Origin of the sequence: Pseudomonas sp. B21-015, from assembly GCF_024749285.1 — a bacterium.
GTDB lineage: Bacteria > Pseudomonadota > Gammaproteobacteria > Pseudomonadales > Pseudomonadaceae > Aquipseudomonas.
Map to the genome: position 1 here is coordinate 2,115,506 of NZ_CP087196.1, position 19,886 is coordinate 2,135,391.

The following is a 19,886-nucleotide window of genomic DNA, read 5'->3' on the forward strand; positions in this document are numbered from 1 at the left end:
CCTTGCGCGGTCGGCGAAGACCGCGTCCTGCATGCCCGTGAACGGGCGTGACGTACGAAAACCGATTCCACTTGCAAGCCGAATTCAGGCAGGAAACCTCATGACCGACGCGTTCGAACTCCCTAGCACACTGGTCCAAGCCCTTCAGCGCCGCGCGGCCCTGACGCCGGACCGGGTGGCCTTGCGTTTTCTCGCCGAAACCCAGGATCAGGCTGTGGTGCTCAGTTATCGTGAGCTGGATCAACGGGCGCGAACCATTGCCGGCGCGTTGCAGGCTGAGGCGTCATTCGGCGATCGCGCGGTGCTGCTGTTTCCCAGCGGCCCGGATTACGTCGCGGCGTTTTTCGGTTGCCTGTACGCCGGGGTGATCGCGGTGCCGGCCTATCCGCCGGAGTCGACCCGTCGTCATCACCAGGAACGTCTGTTGTCGATCATTAGCGATGCCGAGCCGCGCTTGCTGTTGACCAGCGCGGACCTGCGCGACGCCCTGCTGCAAATCAACGGGGCGCCGCCGCTGCTGTGTGTCGACACCCTCGACAACGCCCTGGCCGAACGCTGGGTTGCGCCGGACCTGCAAGGCGAGCACATCGCTTTCCTGCAATACACCTCCGGCTCCACCGCGTTACCCAAAGGTGTGCAAGTCAGCCATGGCAACCTGGTGGCCAACGAACTATTGATTCGTCACGGCTTTGGCATCGACCTCAACCCTGACGATGTGATAGTCAGCTGGCTGCCGCTGTACCACGACATGGGGCTGATCGGCGGCCTGTTGCAGCCGATTTTCAGCGGTGTGCCGTGTGTGTTGATGTCGCCGGCGTACTTCCTCGGTCGCCCGTTGCGCTGGCTGGAAGCGATCAGCGAATACGGCGGCACCATCAGCGGCGGGCCGGACTTCGCCTATCGGTTGTGCAGCGAACGGGTCAGCGAATCAGCCCTGGAACGCCTCGACCTGAGTGGCTGGCGCGTGGCGTATTCCGGTTCCGAACCGATTCGCCTCGACAGCCTGGAGCGTTTTGCCGAGAAGTTCGCGACCTGCGGCTTTACGCCGGACAGCTTCATGGCCTCGTACGGCTTGGCGGAAGCCACGCTGTTCGTTGCCGGTAGCCCGCGTGGCCAAGGCATTCCAGTGTTGCGCGTGGATGATCAGGCCTTGGCGCAAAATCGTGCCGAACCGGGTGATGGCAGCTCGATCATGAGTTGCGGCATCAGCCAGCCGGATCACGCGGTGTTGATTGTCGATTCCGTGTCGCTCGAAGAACTCGCCAACAATGCGGTCGGTGAAGTCTGGGCCGCCGGGCCGAGCATCGCCCATGGCTACTGGCGCAACCCCGAAGCCACGGCCAGGACCTTCGTCCAGCGCGCCGGCCGTACCTGGCTGCGCACCGGCGACCTGGGCTTCTTGCGCGACGGTGAATTGTTCATCACCGGGCGCCTGAAAGACATGCTGATCGTGCGCGGTCACAACCTCTATCCGCAGGACATCGAGCAGACCATCGAGCGTGAAGTGGAGGTGGTGCGCAAAGGTCGCGTGGCGGCGTTCGCGGTCAACATCGAGGGGCAGGAAGGCATCGGCATCGCTGCGGAAGTCAGCCGCAGCGTGCAGAAAATCCTCCCGCCTGAGGCGCTGATCAAAGCCATCCGCCAGGCGGTGGCCGAGGCGTATCAGGAAGCGCCGAGCGTGGTGGTGTTGCTCAATCCGGGGGCGCTGCCCAAGACGTCCAGCGGCAAGGTGCAACGCTCGGCCTGCCGCCATCGCCTGACCGAAGGCAGCCTCGACAGCTATGCACTATTTCCGCCCGCAGAGATCGCCAGCACGTCTGAAACTGAGTCGGGCTCTGAGCTGCAAGCCTTGATCGGTAAAATCTGGTGCGAACAGCTCAGCATCAAACAGGTCAGTGCCGATGACCATTTCTTCCTGCTCGGCGGCAACTCCATCGCCGCCACTCAAGTGGTCGCGCGTCTGCGTGAAGAATTGGCTCTGGAGCTGAATCTGCGCCTGTTGTTCGAAGCGCCGACCCTTGGCGCATTCGCCGCCGCAGTCGCCCGGCAACAACAGGATGGCGGCCTGGCCCAAGGCGCGATCACCACGCTGTCGCGCAGCGAAGCCATGCCGCAATCCCTGGCGCAAAACCGTCTGTGGATCACCTGGCAACTCGACCCGCAGAGCAGTGCCTACAACATTCCCGGTGCCCTGCGCCTGCGCGGCGAACTGGACGAAGACGCCTTGCGCGCCAGTTTCCAGCAACTGATCGGACGTCACGAATCCCTGCGCACACGGTTTTTCGAACGGGACGGTGTGGCCCTGCAACAGGTCATTGCTGTCGGCGAATTCAACCTGCAAGTGATCGACATCAGCGACCTGCCAGCCATCGAGCGTGAAGCCCGCGCGCAGCACATCCGCGAGGACGAAGCCCGCACCCGGTTCGATCTGGAGAAAGGTCCGCTGCTGTGGGTGACCCTGGTACGCCTCGACGATGACGACCATCAACTGCTGGTGACCATGCACCACATCATCGCCGACGGCTGGTCGATGAACGTGCTGATCGACGAATTCTCACGGTTGTATGCGGCCGCCTCTCAAGGCCAGACCGCCAGCCTTCCCGCCTTGCCGACGCAATACGCCGACTACGGCAGTTGGCAGCGCCAGTGGCTGGCGCAAGGGGAGGGCGAGCGTCAACTCGCTTACTGGAAACAGCAGCTGGGTTTTGATCATCCGACCCTGAGCCTGGCCACCGACCATCCGCGCTCGGCACAACACACGCACAGCGCCGCCCGCCACACGTTGCGTTTGGACGTGAGCCTGAGCGATGCCATTCGCCACACCGCCCAGGCCCATGAGTCGACGCCGTTCATGCTGCTGCTCGCGGCATTCCAGAGCTTGCTATATCGCTACAGCGGCCAACGGGACATTCGCATCGGCGTGCCGAATGCCAACCGTCCGCGCCTGGAAACCCAGGGGCTGATCGGCTTCTTCATCAACACCCAGGTGCTGCGTGCCGAGGTGGATTCACGACTGCCGTTCATGGCGTTGCTGGCGCAAACCCGTCAAGCCGCCTTGGGGGCGCAAGCGCATCAGGACCTGCCGTTCGAGCAACTGCTCGAAGCCTTCCCGCAGGCCCGCGAACAAGGCTTGTTCCAAGTCATGTTCAACCATCAGCAACGGGATCTCGGCGCCCTGCGTCGTTTGCCGGGGCTGCTCGCCGAAGAGCTGCCGTGGCACAGCCGCGAAGCCAAGTTCGACCTGCAACTGCACAGCGAAGAAGACCGTAATGCTCGTCTGAGCCTGTCTTTCGACTACGCCAGCGAGTTGTTTGACGCGGCGACTATAGAGCGTCTGGCCGGGCATTTCGCCAACCTGCTGCGAGCTGTCTGCGAACGTCCGCAACAAGCGATCGGCGACCTGCAACTGCTGACCACCGTCGAACACGATCAGCAAAATGACTGGAGCGTTGCTCCCTGCAACCCGGCGCAGCAGTGGTTGCCGGAGTTGCTCAACGAACAAGTACGCCAAACCCCGGAGCGCACCGCGCTGCTGTGGGACGGCGGTAGCCTGGACTTCGCCGAACTGCACGCCCAGGCCAACCGCCTGGCGCATTACCTGCGCGACAAAGGCGTCGGCCCGGACGTGTGCGTGGCCATCGCCGCCGAGCGTTCGCCGCAGTTGTTGATTGGCTTGCTGGCGATCATCAAGGCCGGCGGCGCTTATGTGCCCCTGGACCCGGATTACCCGGCCGAGCGCTTGGCCTACATGCTCAGCGACAGTGGCGTCGAGTTGCTGCTGACTCAAACCGAATTGCTCGAGCGCTTGCCGGCCACCGATGGCGTCAGCGTGATCGCCATGGATGCCCTGCATCTGGAGAACTGGCCAAGCCATGCGCCAGGCCTGCATCTGCATGGCGACAACCTGGCCTACGTGATTTACACCTCCGGTTCCACCGGTCAGCCGAAGGGCGTGGGCAACACTCACACGGCGCTCGCTGAACGTCTGCAATGGATGCAGAACACCTATCGCCTGAACGAAACCGATGTGCTGATGCAAAAGGCGCCGATCAGTTTCGACGTGTCGGTGTGGGAGTGTTTCTGGCCGTTGATCACCGGTGCCCGCTTGCTGATCGCCGGTCCTGGTGAGCACCGCGATCCGCATCGCATTGCGCAACTGGTTCAGCAGTACGGCGTGACCACGCTGCACTTTGTGCCGCCGCTGCTTGCATTGTTCATCGACGAACCGCTGACCGCCGAATGCACCAGTCTGCGCCGGGTGTTCTGTGGCGGCGAAGCCTTGCCCGCCGAACTGCGCAATCGCGTACTGGAACACCTGCCGGCGGTGCAACTGCACAACCGCTACGGCCCGACCGAAACCGCGATTAACGTCACCCATTGGCATTGCACAACGGCTGATGGCGAACGCTCGCCGATTGGCCGGCCATTGGGCAACGTGCTGTGCCGCGTGCTCGACAGTGACCTCAATCCTGTACCGGCCGGTGTGCCGGGTGAACTGTGCATCAGCGGTGTCGGTCTGGCTCGGGGCTATCTGGGCCGTCCGGGGCTGACCGCCGAACGTTTTGTGGTCGATCCGCTGGGCGAGCAGGGCGCGCGTCTGTACCGCACCGGCGACCGTGCGCGCTGGGCCGCCGATGGCGTGATCGAATACCTCGGTCGTCTCGATCAGCAGGTCAAATTGCGTGGTTTTCGTGTCGAGCCGGAAGAAATCGAAGCGCGGTTGTTGGCGCAGCCCGGCGTCGCCCAAACGGTGGTGCTGGTGCGCGAAACGGCGGCCGGCGGTCAGCTGATCGGTTACTACACCGCCACTGACTCCACTGAAGACGTCGACACCCAAAGCGTACGTCTGAAAGCAGCGCTGGCCGCCGAGTTGCCGGAATACATGGTCCCGGCGCAACTCATGCGTCTGGACGAAATGCCCCTGAGCCCGAGCGGCAAACTCGACCGTCGCGCCTTGCCGGAACCCCAGTGGCAAGTCCGCGAACACGTCGAACCGGTCACTGCCCTGGAGCAACAAATCGCCGGCATCTGGGGTGAAGTGCTGGGCCAAACGCAGGTCGGTTTGCGCGACGACTTCTTCGCCCTCGGCGGCCACTCGCTGTTGGCCACTCAAATCATCTCCCGCACCCGTCAGGCCTGCGACGTCGAGTTGCCGTTGCGGGCGCTGTTCGAGAACAGTGAGCTGGGCGCGTTTGCCGAACAGGTTCGCTTGATCCAGGCCAGCGGCAAAACCAATAAGCAGCCACCGATCGAGAAAGTCGACCGCAGCCAACCGGTGCCGTTGTCCTATTCCCAGCAACGCATGTGGTTCCTCTGGCAGATGGAACCGGACAGCCCGGCCTACAACGTCGGCGGCATGGCGCGGTTGCGCGGCGTATTGGATGTCGGGCGTTTCGAAGCGGCGCTGCAAGCGCTGATCATGCGTCACGAAACCCTGCGTACGACGTTCCCGAGCGTCGACGGCGTGGCCCGGCAACAGGTTCACCCGGACACCAGCCTGCGCATGGACTGGAAGGATTTTTCCGCGTTGGCGGTCGACACCGGCGAACAACGGGTTCAGCAACTGGCCGACAGCGAGGCGCACACGCCTTTTAACCTGGAAACCGGACCGTTGCTGCGCGCCTGCCTGGTCAAGACCGCCGAGCAGGAGCATTACCTGGTGCTGACCTTGCACCACATCGTCACCGAAGGCTGGGCGATGGACATCTTCGCCCGGGAGTTGAGCGCGCTCTACGAAGCGTTCGTCGATGACCGCGAATCACCGCTGCAACCGCTGCCGGTGCAGTACCTGGATTACAGCGTGTGGCAGCGCCAGTGGCTGGAATCCGGCGAACGTCAGCGCCAGCTCGATTACTGGACCACGCAACTGGGCCGCGAACATCCGCTGCTGGAATTGCCGGCCGATCGTCCGCGCCCGCCGGTGCAAAGCCATCAGGGCGAGCTGTTCCGCTTCGATCTGAGCGATGATCTTGCGGCGCGGGTTCGTGCCTTCAACGCCTACAACGGTCTGACCCTGTTCATGACCATGACTACCGCGCTGGCGGTGCTGCTTTACCGCTACAGTGGCCAGACTGATCTGCGCATCGGCGCGCCGGTGGCCAATCGTATTCGCCCGGAAAGCGAAGGGCTGATCGGCGCATTCCTCAACACTCAAGTGCTGCGTTGCCAGCTCGACGGGCAGATGTCCGTCGGCGAGTTGTTCGAGCAGGTTCGCCACACCGTGATCGAAGGCCAGTCCCATCAGGACCTGCCGTTCGATCATCTGGTGGAAGCCTTGCAACCAACCCGCAGCGCGGCGTACAACCCGCTGTTCCAGGTGATGTGCAACGTGCAGCGCTGGGAATTCCAGCAGAGCCGCACCCTAGCCGGGATGACCGTCGAGTACCTGGCCAACGATGCGCGAGCGACCAAGTTCGACCTCAATCTGGAAGTCACCGACCTCGACCATCGCCTGGGTTGCTGCCTGACCTACAGCACCGATTTGTTCGACGAGCCGCGCATTGCGCGCATGGCCGGGCACTGGCGCAATCTGCTGGAAGCGTTGCTGGCCGATCCGCAACAGTGCTTGAGTGAACTGCCGTTGCTGGAAGCCAGCGAACAGCAAAACCTGCTCGACAGCCTCGGCATCGAGCCGGGCGAACATCGTCTCGATCAATGTATCCATCACCTGTTCGCCGAGCAGGCGCTGGTGCGCAAGGATGCGCCGGCCTTGACGTTCGCCGGGCAAACCTTGAGCTACGCCGAGCTCGACAGCCGCGCCAATCGTCTGGCCTGGATGCTCCGCGAGCGGGGTGTCGGGCCGCAGGTGCGGGTCGGCCTGGCACTGGAGCGTTCGCTGGAAATGGTTATCGGCTTGCTGGCGATCCTCAAGGCGGGTGGCGCCTATGTACCGCTGGACCCGGAATACCCGCTGGATCGTCTGCACTACATGATCGAAGACAGCGGCATCGGTTTGCTGCTCAGCGATGCGGCGATGTTCGCGGCGCTCGGTGAATTGCCGGCCACTGTTGGCCGCTGGTGCCTGGAAGACGACGCCGCGGACCTGGCCAATTACCCGGCCAGCGAACTGCCGTTTATCAGCCTGCCGCAGCATCAGGCGTACCTGATTTACACCTCGGGCTCCACCGGCAAACCGAAAGGCGTGGTGGTGTCCCACGGGGAAATCGCCATGCATTGCCGCGCCGTGATCGAGCGCTTCGGTATGCGCCCGGATGACTGTGAGCTGCACTTCTATTCGATCAACTTCGATGCCGCGACCGAGCGTCTGCTGGTGCCGTTGCTGAGTGGTGCGCAGGTTGTCCTGCGTGCGCAAGGTCAGTGGGATGCGCAAGAAATCTGCGGGCTGATTCGTCGCCACCACATCAACATTCTTGGTTTCACCCCAAGCTACGGCAGCCAGTTGGCGCAATGGCTGGCGACTCAAGGCGAAACCCTGCCGGTACGCATGTGTATCACCGGTGGCGAGGCCCTGACCGGCGAACACTTGCAGCGGATTCGCGCGGCGTTCAAGCCGAGCCTGTTTTTCAACGCTTACGGCCCGACCGAAACCGTGGTCATGCCGCTCGCCAGCCTGGCACCCGAGCAATTGGAAGAAGGGCTGGGCAGCGTGCCGATCGGCAGCGTGATTGGCGCTCGCGTTGCGTACATTCTCGACGCCGATCTGGCATTGGTGCCGCAAGGCGCGACGGGCGAGTTGTATGTCGGCGGCGCCGGTCTGGCGCAGGGTTATCACCAGCGTCCGGGCATGACCGCCGAACGGTTTGTCGCTGATCCGTTCGCCGCCAATGGCGGACGTTTGTACCGCACCGGCGACCTTGTCCGTCAGCGTGCCGATGGTCTGGTCGAGTACCTCGGCCGCATCGACCATCAAGTGAAGATCCGTGGTTTCCGTATCGAGCTGGGCGAAATCGAAACCCGTCTGCTGGAACATGAATCGATCCGTGAAGCTGTCGTTCTGGCGCTCGATGCACCGAGCGGCAAACAACTGGTTGGCTATCTGGTCACTGACGTGGCCGAGCAGGACGAGGCGCAACAAACCGCACTGCGCGAGGCGCTCAAGACGCACTTGAAGGCCCAGCTGCCGGACTACATGGTGCCCACCCACCTGATCCTGCTGGCCAGCATGCCGCTGACCGCCAACGGCAAACTCGACCGCCGCGCGCTGCCGGCCCCGGACCCGGAGTTGAATCGCCAGCAGTACGTGGCGCCGAGCAACGAACTTGAGTTGACCCTGGCCGGCATCTGGTGCGAAGTGCTGAACGTCCAGCAGGTCGGCCTCAATGACAACTTCTTCGAACTGGGTGGCGATTCGATCCTGTCGATCCAGGTGGTCAGCCGTGCGCGGCAGCAGGGCATCCACTTCAGCCCGCGTGATCTGTTCCAGCACCAGACTGTACAAACCCTCGCCGCCGTCGCGACCCGTACCGGGCAGGTCACCGCCGAGCAAGGTCTGCTGAGCGGTGAGTCGCGTTTGACGCCGATTCAGCACTGGTTCTTCGATACCGATATTCCACAGCGTCAACACTGGAACCAGGCATTACTGCTGGAACCGACCGAGGCGCTGGACCCGCATCGCCTGGAGCAGGCGTTGCTGGCGGTGATCGAACAGCACGACGCCTTGCGTTTGCGCTTTACCGAAGTCGCCGGCCATTGGCAGGCCGAGCACCAAGGGGTTTGCGACGCTGCCGTGCTGTGGCAGGTGCACGTGCCGACCCTGGACAAAGGCGCGGCACTGTTCGCCGATACCCAGCGCGGCCTCGACCTTGAGCAAGGGCCGCTGATGCGGGCGCTGCTGGTCGATGATCCCGAGGGGCAACAACGGCTGTTCATTGCTATTCACCACCTGGTGGTGGACGGAGTGTCGTGGCGGGTGCTGCTGGACGATCTGCAAACGGTTTATCGTCAACTGGACGCAGAGCAGTCAGTAAAACTGCCGGCGAAAACCAGTGCCTTCAAGGACTGGGCCGCACGGTTGCAGGCTTACGCCGGCAGCGAATCGCTGCGGGAAGAATTGAGCTGGTGGCAGATGCAACTGGCCGGCCCAAGTGCTGAATTGCCGTGTGATCGTCCTCAGGGCGGCCAGCAGAATCGCCACGCACAAACCGTCAGCGTGCGCCTCGACAGCGAGCGCACTCGCCAACTGCTGCAACAGGCGCCAACGGCCTATCGCACCCAGGTCAACGATTTGCTGCTGACCGCGTTGGCCCGCGTGTTGTGCCGCTGGAACGGTCGTGAATCGGCGTTGATTCAACTCGAAGGCCACGGTCGCGAAACCCTGTTCGACGAGATCGACCTGACCCGCACCGTCGGCTGGTTCACCAGCGCTTATCCGCTACGCCTCACACCTATGAATGAACAGGGCGCGTCGATCAAGGCGATCAAGGAGCAACTGCGCGCGGTGCCGCATAAAGGCCTGGGTTATGGCGTACTGCGTTACCTGGCCGACGGTGTGTGCCGGCAGACCATGGCCGCGCTGCCGGTGGCGCCGATCACCTTCAACTACCTTGGCCAGTTCGACCAGACCTTGGGCAGCGATGCGTTGTTCCGTCCGCTCGATGAGCCGGTCGGCGCGGCTCATGATCCGCATGCGCCGCTGCCCAACGAACTGAGCGTCGACAGTCAGGTATACGGCGGTGAGTTGGTGCTGCGCTGGACCTTCAGCACCGAACGCCACGATCTGCAAACCATCACCGACCTGGCGGAGGCGTACCTGGGCGAATTGCAAAGCCTGATCCAGCACTGCCTGAGCGACAACGCTGGCGGCCTGACGCCGTCGGACTTCCCGCTGGCCAGACTGACTCAGCCGCAACTCGACGCACTGCCAGTGCCGGCGGCAATGATCGAAGACGTCTACCCGCTGACCCCGATGCAGGAAGGCATGCTGCTGCACACCTTGCTCGAACCGGGCACCGGCCTCTACTACATGCAGGACCGCTACCGCATCAACAGCGAGCTCGACCCGCAACGTTTCGCCCAGGCCTGGCAAGCGGTGATCGCCCGACACGAAGCCTTGCGCGCCTCGTTCTGCTGGAACGTCGGCGAAGACATGCTGCAAGTGATCCACAAGCCGGGCAGCACGCCGATCGAGTACCTGGACTGGAGCGCGGTTGCCGAAACCGAGCAAGAGCCGAAACTGCAATCGCTGCTGAAAAGCGAACGTGAGGCCGGGTTCGATCTGCTCAATCAGGCACCGTTCCATCTGCGCTTGATCCGCGTGGGCGCGGCGCGTTACTGGTTCATGATGAGCAACCACCACATCCTCATCGATGCCTGGTGCCGTTCGCTGCTGATGAACGACTTCTTCGAAATCTACACCGCCCTCGGCGAAGGCCGGGAAGCGCAGCTGGCGGTGCCGCCACGCTATCGCGATTACATCGGCTGGCTGCAACGTCAGAGCCTGGCCGAAGCGCGGCAGTGGTGGCGGCAGAACCTGCAAGGTTTCGAGCGCACCACGCCGATTCCGAGCGACCGGCCGTTCCTGCGTGAACATGCCGGCGACAGCGGCGGCATGATCGTCGGCGACCGCTACACAAGGCTCGATGCCCGGGATGGCGCGCAATTGCGTGAGCTGGCGCAGGCCCATCAGCTGACCATCAACACCTTCGCCCAAGCGGCGTGGGCGCTGGTGTTGCGTCGCTTGAGCGGTGATCGCGACGTGCTGTTCGGCGTCACGGTGGCCGGGCGTCCGGTGGAGATGCCAGAGATGCAACGCACCGTCGGGCTGTTCATCAACAGCATCGCCTTGCGGGTGAAAATGCCCGAGGACGATCAGCGCTGCAGCGTTCGTCAGTGGCTCAGCGGTTTGCTCGACAGCAACATGCAGCTGCGCGAGTACGAATACTTGCCGTTGGTGAGCATCCAGGAAAACAGCGAGTTGCCGAAAGGCCAGCCGCTGTTCGACAGCCTGTTCGTGTTCGAGAACGCCCCGGTGGAAGTTTCGGTGCTGGACCGTGCGCAAAGTCTCAACGCCACCTCGGATTCGGGCCGCACTCACACCAACTTCCCGTTGACGGCGGTCTGCTATCCGGGGGATGACCTGGGTTTGCACCTGTCCTACGACCAACGCTATTTCGACGAATCCACGGTCGAGCGCATGCTCGGTGAGTTCAAGCGACTGTTGCTGGCACTGGTCGAAGGCTTCCATGGCGACATGGCCGACCTGCCGCTGCTGGGCACCGAGGAACAGGACTTCCTGATCCATGGCTGCAACCAGAGTGAATACGAGTACCCGCTGGAGCAGAGCTACGTCGAACTGTTCGAAGCGCAAGTCGCCGAGCATCCACAGCGGATTGCCGCCAGTTGCCTGGATCAGCAACACAGTTATGTTGAGCTGAACCAGCGCAGCAACCGCCTAGGCCATGCGCTGATTGCCACCGGAGTCGGACTGGATCAACCGGTGGCGCTGCTCGCCGAGCGTAACCTCGATCTGCTGGGCATGATCATTGGCAGCTTCAAGGCCGGTGCCGGTTACTTGCCGCTGGACCCGGGCCTGCCGAGTCAGCGTCTGAGCCGGATCATCGACCTGAGCCGCACACCGTTGCTGGTCTGCACTCAGGCGTGTCGTGAACAAGCCGTCGCACTGCTGGAAGAGTTCGGTTGTGCCCACCGACCTCGATTGCTGGTCTGGGAAGACGTGCAGGCGAGCGAAGTTTCGGTGGCCAATCCAGGCATTTACAGCGGCCCGGACAACCTCGCCTATGTGATCTATACATCGGGTTCCACCGGCCTGCCGAAGGGCGTGATGGTCGAGCAGCGTGGCATGCTCAACAACCAGTTGAGCAAGGTGCCGTACCTGAATCTCAGCGATACCGACGTGATCGCCCAGACCGCCTCGCAAAGCTTCGACATTTCGGTCTGGCAGTTCCTCGCGGCGCCGTTGTTCGGTGCGCGGGTGGACATTGTGCCGAACAGCATCGCCCACGATCCGCAAGGCTTGCTGGCTCACGTCCAGAGCCAGGGCATCACGGTGCTGGAAAGCGTGCCGTCGCTGATTCAGGGCATGCTCGCCCAGGACCGCATGAGCCTCGATGGCTTGCGCTGGATGCTGCCGACCGGTGAAGCGATGCCGCCGGAACTGGCGCATCAATGGTTGCTGCGTTACCCGGACATCGGCTTGGTGAACGCTTATGGCCCGGCGGAATGCTCGGACGATGTGGCGTTCTTCCGTATCGACCTGGCTTCGACCCGTGGCAGTTATCTGCCGATTGGCACGCCGACCGACAACAACCGTTTGTACCTGCTCGATGGCGCGCTGGAGCTGGTGCCGTTGGGGGCGGTGGGTGAGTTGTGCGTGGCCGGTACCGGCGTGGGTCGCGGCTATGTGAGCGATCCGTTGCGCACTGCGCAGGTGTTTGTGCCGAACCCGTTCGGCGCGCCAGGGGATCGCCTGTATCGCACCGGCGACCTGGCGCGTCGTCGCAGTGATGGTGTGCTGGAGTACGTCGGACGCATCGACCATCAGGTGAAGATTCGCGGTTACCGCATCGAACTGGGTGAAATCGAGGCGCGTTTGCACGAGCAGCCGGAGGTTCGCGATGCAGCGGTCGGTGTGCAAGAAGGCATCAACGGCAAGCATTTGGTCGGCTATCTGGTTGCAGCGGATTCGACGCTGAACCCGAACGAACGGCTGGAGCGCATCAAGCAACGCTTGCGTGCCGAATTGCCGGAATACATGGTGCCGCTGCACTGGCTGTGGCTCGACAAAATGCCGCTCAACGCCAACGGCAAACTTGATCGAAAAACCCTGCCAGCACTGGAGATCGGCCAGTTGCAGAGCCAGGACTATCAGGCGCCGCGCAATGAGCTGGAACAGACCCTGGCGGATATCTGGGCCGAGGTGTTGAAGGTCGAGAAGGTCGGCGTTCGCGATAACTTCTTCGAGCTCGGCGGGCATTCGCTGCTGGCCACCCAGATCGCCTCGCGGGTGCAAAAAGCCCTGCAACGCAACGTGCCGCTGCGGGCGATGTTCGAGTGCAGCACGGTCGCGGAGTTGGCCGAGTACATCGACGGGTTGGCGGCGAGCGACATCACCGAAGAGAAGGTGGATCGGTTGAATGACCTGATGGCGGAGCTGGAGGGGTTGTAGTTCTTTAGCGTCGGTGAGGGCCTCTTCGCGGGCAAGCCTCGCTCCTACAGTATTGTGTCGACCAATCGACTCCGACCTGTAGGAGCGAGGCTTGCCCGCGAAGGCGTCATCACAGACACCACAAAGCTGCGGGTTGACTGCCGGTCCCATGCGGCTCAGTCTTCCAGTGCTTTTTAATGGATCCGATTTCACCAGGGAGACAGTCAATGCCCTTCGTAACGGTTGATGGACAAGCGCTTCACTACCTAGATCAAGGTACAGGCCCTGCGGTTCTGCTGGCCGGCAGCTACCTGTGGGACCAGGCCATGTGGGCGCCGCAAATCAAGGCCCTGTCGCGGCACTATCGGGTCATCGCCCTGGACCTGTGGGGCCATGGCGAATCCGGGCGGATGCCCGAATGCACAGAGTCACTGGATGACGTAGCACGCCAGGCTCTGGCATTGCTCGATCATCTGGACATCCACAAGGTCACGCTGGTCGGTCTTTCGGTCGGTGCCATGTGGGGTGTTCGACTGGCGCTGTCGGCGCCGAAGCGGCTCAACGGTCTGGTGCTGATGGACACCTACGTCGGCGTCGAACCGGAACCGACCCGCCAATATTATTTCTCGCTGTTCAAGCAGATCGAAGACAGCGGTGTGATCTCGCCGCAACTGCTCGACATTATTGTGCCGATCTTCTTCCGGCCGGGCATCGATCCGCAATCGGCGCTGTATCAGGATTTCCGCGCCAGACTGGCTGCGCTGCCGGCCGACCGCTTACGTGAAAGCATCGTGCCGATGGGACGGATTACCTTTGGTCGTGATGATCTATTGCCGCGCCTGGGTGAACTGAGCCCTGAAACCACGCTGTTGATGTGCGGCGATCAGGACAAACCACGGCCGCCGTCGGAAACCAAAGAGATGGCCGAGTTGATCGGTTGCCCGTATGTGCTGGTGCCGGAGGCGGGGCATATCTCCAATCTGGAGAACCCGCAGTTTGTGACTGAGGCTTTGCTGGCATTTCTAGCCCAGAGAAATTAGTCGGTCATACAGACGCCATCGCGGGCAAGCCCGCTCCCACAGGAGGTCGTATAACCCTGTGGGAGCGGGCTTGCCCGCGATGGCGTTACTGCTGTCACCACAAATCCGACGGCCAAACTACTTACTTCGGCCCCAGAATCTTCACCAACTTATCCGGCGTCGGCGCGCCTTGCTGCTGTTGCAGCTGACCCTTGTCGTCCATATAGAAAATCGCCGGGGTGGCGGCCAGTTCCAGGTCTTCCATCAACTGCATGTTCGCCGCGAGTTTCGCCTGAATGGCAGGTGGCACGTCTTTCAACGCCTTGAGCGAACTTTCCTTGCCGGATTTCTCGTGGTCTGCCAGGGCTTTTTGCGGGTCCTTGGCGGCCAGCAGCGCGGCGGATTTGCCCGGGCTGTCTTCGCGAATGATGCCGACCATGATGTGCCGCAACTGCACCTTGCCGGCCTTGACCCACGGCCGCGCCTGTTCCCAGAACATGTTGCAGTACGGGCAATTCGGGTCGCTGAACAGATAGACGATTCGCGGTGCATCCTTGTTGCCGTCAGCAATCCAGTTGCTCGCTTCCATCTTGCCCCAGACTTCCTTGGCCATCGGTGCGTACACCAGTTTCTGCAGAGGCGCGCTGCTCAGGTCATTGCCTTCGGCGTCGTACAGATTGCCCAGCAATACATGTTTACCGTCCGGGGTCAGGTACAACGCCATGCCACGGTTCTGGTACTGCGCTGCATAACCGCGCAAACCATCAGGCGCATCGAAGGTGCCGACAATTTTGGCGCCCTTGGCTTCGATCTTCTTGATTGCTTCAGGCAGTTCTTCGGCCTGTACCGACGGCAGGTGCAGCAGGGCAGCACCCAAGGTAAGTGTCAGCAGGTGGCGGAGGCGGAGCATGGCAATTTCCTTGAAGGCGTGGCCGAGGTGGCCGGGTTCGGGGTGTCGAAGTGTTCCAGGGCGCGGGCCAGACTCGCTTCAGAGAGTTCGCCCAGATGGCTGCCCAGCAGGTACCCGTCAGGGTTATAGAACAGCGTAGTCGGCAATGCCATGGAACCCACGGCCTGACTCAATCGACCGCTGCCATCGAACAGCACGTTAGTCAGGCTCAGACCCTGGGTTTCGAGGAAGGTGGCGACGCTCTGCATGCTTTCGCTCTGGTTGACGAACAGGAAGGTCAGGTCCGGGCGTTGTTGCTGGGCGTTTTCCAGCACTGGCATTTCCCGGCGGCACGGCGGGCACCAGGTGGCCCAAAGGTTGATGACCAGCGGACCGCCCTGGTAGTCGCTGAGCTGCACGGTTTGGCCGGCGGCATTACGCAGGGTGATCTGCGGCAGGCGCGTGCCTTGTTCGTAAATGCTCAGGGAGAAGGTCGCCAGCAGCCAGAATGCCAGACCGCTGCCCACGCCAAAGCCCAACGGCCGACGCAGGCCCGGGCGACGCCAGCCTCGATACAACGCGGCGAGCAACAGCACGACCACCCCCGGCCAGGCAAGGAACCCCCCGTCGCGCACGTCGATGATCTGCCACGGATCGTTGCGATAGTGCGCCCAGTAGGCGATCACGAAACCGACCCGAGCCGCCAGCATCCCCAGCAGGAACAGGCTGAACAGCACCGATTCCGGGTTCTCGCCGCCACGCTTGGCCACCCGCCAGCCGACAAAGGTCGCCAGCGCCAGGGCACTGATCAGCAGCAGGTGATTAAGCGCGATAGCAAAGGTGCCGAGGGTAAAGGTCAGCATTAACGAGCGTCTCGGGTGGTGGTCCAGCGTTGCAGGAAAGTGCCGGCATCGACCTCACCGGTGATGCGCTGGCTGCGGCGCTCGATGCCGTCGGTGCCGATCCACAACAGGCTTGGCGGCCCCGGCACTTTATAACGGCCGAGCAGTTCACGGCTGGCGGCATTGTCGGCGGTGACGTCCAGCCGTAGCAAGCGCACATCGCTGAGCGCTTCCAGCACTTGGGGTTTGCCGAAGACCTGTTTTTCCATGACTTTGCACGACACACACCAGTCGGCGTAGTAATCGAGCAGCACCCATTGGCCCTGGGCGCGGGCCGTGTCGAGTTCGCGTTGCAGGGCGACGGGATCCTTGACCGTGGTGAATGCATCATGGGCATTCGGTGCGGCGCCGCTGGTACGGCCGGCGCTGTACACCTGCAACGGCTGATAGGGATTGTCACTGCCCCCCGCCGCACCGATCACCAACAGGCTGCCCCACAGACCCAACAGCAGCGAACTGGCGCCGAACAGGTGGGCAACTCGGCCAAAACCTTGCGACTGCTTCCAGGCACTGCAGGCGGCGATCAGCAGCAAGGCACCGCATAAGCCGAGCCAGAGCGATTCATCCAGAACCGGGCGCAGCAACAGCAACGCGGTGGCGAGGAACAGGAAACCGAACACGCCCTTGAGCAGGTTCATCCACGCGCCAGGTTTGGGCAGGAAGCGATTACCGACGGTGACCAGCAACAACAGCGGTACGCCGATGCCGATGCCCATGGCAAACAGAATCAGCGCGCCGTGCAGTGCATTGCCGCTCTGGGCGATATAGAGCAGGGCACCCGCCAATGGAGCGGTCATGCACGGTCCCACCAACAGGCCGGACAAGGCTCCCAGCACACCGGCGCCGATCAGGTTGCCACCGCGTTGGTTGCGCGAAACGTGTTCCAGCCGATCTCGCACGGCCACCGGCAATTGAAGCTCGAAGAACCCGAACATCGGCAAGGCCAGCAGCACGAACACCGCCGCAAAACTGCCCAACAGCCATGGATTCTGCAGCAGTGCCTGAAGGTTTGCGCCAAGCAGGGCAGCCAGCACGCCCATCGCCGCATATACCAGCGCCATGCAGATCACGTAACTGCTGGCCAGGGCAAAGCCGCGTTTGGGCGTGGCGCCACTGCCGACAATCAAACCCGCCAGAATCGGCAACATTGGCAGCGAGCAAGGGGTGAACGCCAGCAGCAGCCCCAGGCCGAAGAACACCAGCAGGCTCCAGCCCAGCGCCCGTTGTTGCAGGTCACTGGCCAGGGACTGATCAGGTGCTTGTTCATTGAACGCGGCCAGGACGTTACTGGCGCCAAGGTCGACCACTTGAGTCTGCGGCGGATAACACAAACCGGCATCGGCGCAGCCCTGGAAGCCCACTTTGATCTGCCCGGCGGCACCGGCCGGGATCTTCAGCTCCAGGCCTTGGCGATAGACCTGTTGTTCGCCGAAAAACTCATCGCTGTGGGACTCGCCTTCGGGCAATGCAGGTATGTGCTCAGAGGATAAGTCATTGAATTTCAGGCGTTGCTGATACAGGTAATAGCCGTCTGCAATCTGCCAATAGAGCTGGGTTTCCCCGGATTCAAGGCGTTCGGATGTGAAGACGAACGCTTTCTCCACTGGGAGAAAATCGGGTTTGGTTTCGAACGGATTCGTTCCTGCCTGGGTTAGCCCCGAGATCAACAGAACAAACAATAAAAACAGTCGACGCATGGGTAAGCCTTATCCCTGTGCAAGTGAGGTGCACAGTGGAGGGCGGCGATTAACCGATGATTAACCACACCTGCCTTGTGGCAATGGCGCTTGCGGCATAATGTCCGCTTAATCGGCTACCGGCCTAATCACCTTTTTTCTACGGGGCTCACCATGCACGTACTGGTTTGCGAAGACGATGAGCTGATTGCCAGCGGCATCGTTGCCGGTCTCACGGCCCAAGGCTTGACCGTGGAGCACGTAGCCACGGCGTCCGCTGCGCGGGCGATGCTCAAGGTCGCGGAGTTCGACGTGATGGTGCTGGATCTTGGCTTGCCCGATGAAGACGGCCTCAAGCTGTTGCAGCAGTTGCGCCATCAGGGTCTGGAAATCCCGGTGCTGATCCTCACCGCCCGGGATTCGGTCACCGACCGGGTCGACGGCCTGCAAGCCGGCGCCGACGACTACCTGCTCAAACCGTTCGACCTGCGCGAACTTGCCGCGCGCCTGCACACCTTGCTGCGACGAGTGGCGGGGCGCAGTGTCAACCTGATCGAGCACGGTCGTTTGACCTACGACCCGAGCAGCCGCGAAACCCTGCTCGGCGGCCAATCGGTGGATTTGTCGCGCCGTGAGCAATCGTTGTTGCAAGCCTTGCTGCATAACCGTGGCCGGGTATTGTCCACCGAGCAACTGAAAGACAGCGTCTACGGTTTCAACGACGAACTGGAAAGCAATGCCCTTAACGTCCATATCCATCACCTGCGGCGTAAACTCGGCAACGGCATCGTCGAAACCGTGCGCGGCCTGGGTTATCGCCTGGGGCCGGCCGATGGCGGAGAGCAATCGAAGTGATGAGCCTGCGTTTGCGCCTGAGCCTGACCCTCGGCGCCGCGTTTGCGCTGATCTGGGCCCTGGCCGCCGCCTGGATGCTCAGTGATCTGCGTAACCAGATGATGTTTTCCCTCGACCAGCGGCTGGTGGCCTCGGCGCGGATGGTCGCTGGCCTGATGGAGCAATTGCCGGCGTTGCCAAGCAAGGGCGAGGGTACCGATTTCAGCGCCGAACAATTGAACATCCCTGGCGGCATGGCCTGTCAGGTCAGCTCGTTGCGCGGCGAGATTCTGGCTCGCAGTCACAGCAATCCCGAGCAAGCACTGGAAGCCGAGAAAATGGGCTTCCGCGATCAGATGATCGACGGCGCCTCGTGGCGCAGCTTCACCCTGGCGCGGGGCGATGTGCGTATTACCACCGCCGACCGGCAGATCGAGCGCGAAGCGCTGAACATGTCTATCCTGCTGGCGGCTTCGGTGCCGGTCGGCGTGGCGCTGCTCGGTTGCCTGTGCCTGTTGTGGCTCGGCATCGGCCAGGGGCTGGCACCGCTCAATCGTATGCGCGATGCGTTGATGCGCCGCAGCGCCGATTCTCTGGAACCGTTGCAGATCCAGCCGCTGCCCAGCGAATTGCAACCGCTGCTGGAAACCCAGAATCAGCTGTTCCTGCGCATTGGCAAGACCATCGAACGCGAACGGCGCCTGACCGGTGATGCCGCGCACGAGTTGCGCAGCCCATTGACTGCCATCAAAACCCATCTGCAAGTGGCGCGCATGACCGAAGGCAGCGCTCGGGATCAGTCCCTGGCCCGGGCCGAAGAGGGCGCCGACCGTCTGCACCGCACCCTTGAACAATTGCTGCTGCTGGCACGCGTCGAGGGCAGTCTGTCGTTCGATGATGGTGTGCAATGCAGCGCCGAACAGGTGGCGAAACTGGCGATTCAGGATGCGGCCAGCGGTGATCGTCGGCGGATCAGGTTTCAGTTGCCGGCCACAGTCTCCGATGCGCCACTGCATATGCCCTCGGTGTTGTCGATTGCAGCGTTGCGCAACTTGCTCGACAACGCCCTGCGTCATACCCCAGGCGATGGGGCGGTGGAGCTGAGCCTGGAAACCACCGACAATCGCGTGCGCTTTTTGGTCCGCGACCACGGCCCGGGGATTGCCGAAGACGACTTGCAATACCTGACCCAACGCTTCTGGCGCAACGGCCAGAGCACCGGTTGCGGCCTCGGCCTGGCGATTGTCCAGGCCATCGTCCAGCGCTGCGGCTGCACCCTGCATTTCGACAGCCGGCCGGATGGTTTGCGGGTTGAATTGACGATGCCGTTGCAGCCGGTGTGATGGTTTGGGAGCGGGCTGTCAGTCACATCATTGTTGTATGTGTCGCCACCATCGCGAGCAGGCTCGCTCCCACATTTTGATCGGGGTAGCCATAGGTTCCGTGATCAACACAAAACCACTGTGGGAGCGAGCCTGCTCGCGATAGTGGCGACTCGGTTTC

Annotated in this window: 7 protein-coding genes; 4 read left to right on the plus strand and 3 right to left on the minus strand. The window is 62.4% G+C overall.

Annotation, left to right across the window (positions count from 1 at the left end; translation table 11 throughout):
- Positions 1-100 precede the first annotated feature (100 nt).
- Entirely contained in the window at positions 101-13,084 is a 12,984-nt protein-coding gene (locus tag LOY38_RS09820) for a non-ribosomal peptide synthetase (RefSeq protein WP_258699853.1), read from the plus strand.
- Between the two features lie 206 nt (positions 13,085-13,290).
- Positions 13,291-14,103 (plus strand): alpha/beta fold hydrolase, encoded by an 813-nt coding sequence (locus LOY38_RS09825; protein ID WP_258699854.1) that lies wholly within the window; start codon positions 13,291-13,293, stop codon positions 14,101-14,103.
- A 121-nt stretch (positions 14,104-14,224) separates the two neighbouring features.
- On the opposite strand, the gene dsbG is transcribed toward LOY38_RS09825, so the two are convergent.
- From dsbG to dsbD, 3 genes are read right to left on the minus strand one after another with little or no spacing between them, the layout of a single operon-like run.
- Positions 14,225-14,992, minus strand: a complete 768-nt coding sequence (gene dsbG, locus LOY38_RS09830; RefSeq protein WP_258699855.1) for a thiol:disulfide interchange protein DsbG — start codon at positions 14,990-14,992, stop codon at positions 14,225-14,227.
- A complete protein-coding gene (locus tag LOY38_RS09835) occupies positions 14,968-15,834 on the minus strand; it encodes a TlpA disulfide reductase family protein (protein ID WP_258699856.1) in 867 nt (288 codons plus the stop codon). Before LOY38_RS09835 ends, dsbG begins: the two co-directional genes overlap by 25 nt.
- Positions 15,834-17,570, minus strand: coding sequence for a protein-disulfide reductase DsbD (gene dsbD, locus LOY38_RS09840; protein ID WP_258699857.1), 1,737 nt, complete (start codon positions 17,568-17,570; stop codon positions 15,834-15,836). Before dsbD ends, LOY38_RS09835 begins: the two co-directional genes overlap by 1 nt.
- A 153-nt stretch (positions 17,571-17,723) precedes the next feature.
- On the opposite strand from dsbD, the gene LOY38_RS09845 reads away from it, so the two are divergent.
- The gene (locus tag LOY38_RS09845; RefSeq protein ID WP_258699858.1) at positions 17,724-18,404 is read left to right on the plus strand and encodes a response regulator; all 681 of its coding nucleotides are present in this window, start codon (positions 17,724-17,726) and stop codon (positions 18,402-18,404) included.
- Positions 18,401-19,726 (plus strand): ATP-binding protein, encoded by a 1,326-nt coding sequence (locus tag LOY38_RS09850; protein ID WP_258699859.1) that lies wholly within the window; start codon positions 18,401-18,403, stop codon positions 19,724-19,726. The genes LOY38_RS09845 and LOY38_RS09850 overlap by 4 nt, the downstream gene beginning before the upstream one ends.
- The last annotated feature ends 160 nt before the right edge of the window (positions 19,727-19,886 follow it).